We start from the raw sequence: 626 nt of genomic DNA, 5'->3' as shown, positions 1-626 counted from the left end.
AGTAGACGTTATTATGATGATATCGAAATTCCTTTAAAAATTCCTAATACATTGTTTGAAAACTATGGATTTGGTTTTGAATGTTTATTAAGCAAGAATTTATGGATTGAGAAATCTTTGGAGTTAAATGTAAAATCATTTTGGTTTTCTGTTATGGGAATGATTGACTTTGCTTTTTTAAAATCAATACAACTAAAATTCCTAGATGGTATTATACATGAAGATAATTTATTTGGCGTTTTGCTGTTTTTTCAGGTGAAAAATATTTTTGTTTTGCCAAGTAAAATGTATATTCATAGAATGAGACCAAATAGTACAATGAATCATGATAAAAAAATCACTAAAAGCAATATTACACAGTGTATGTTAGATAATTACAATAAACTAGATTATGATGCGAAAGAGATAAAATTTTATTCAAAAACATACAGTTGGTGCATGATAGCTTTAAGGCTTATTGAATTTTTGGAGCAATTTGTAATACCCAGGAAAGAAAGAAAATTATTAAATGTTATTATAAGGGAATATTATAAAGCTTCAATTAACGCCAAACACCATACAAGTAAAGATCCTAGAGGTGTTGATTTTTATTTAAATCAAATTGCTTTTTATTTGGGATATGGTCT

General features: G+C 26.4%; 1 pseudogene. It reads left to right on the top strand.

Annotation, left to right across the window (positions count from 1 at the left end):
* Positions 1 to 626, top strand: a pseudogene (locus L8T90_RS07860) (hypothetical protein); the annotation flags it as partial.

This window comes from Campylobacter sp. RKI_CA19_01121 (assembly GCF_025771295.1).
Taxonomy (GTDB): Bacteria; Campylobacterota; Campylobacteria; order Campylobacterales; family Campylobacteraceae; genus Campylobacter_D.
This window is presented reverse-complemented; position numbering and strand designations above follow the sequence as displayed.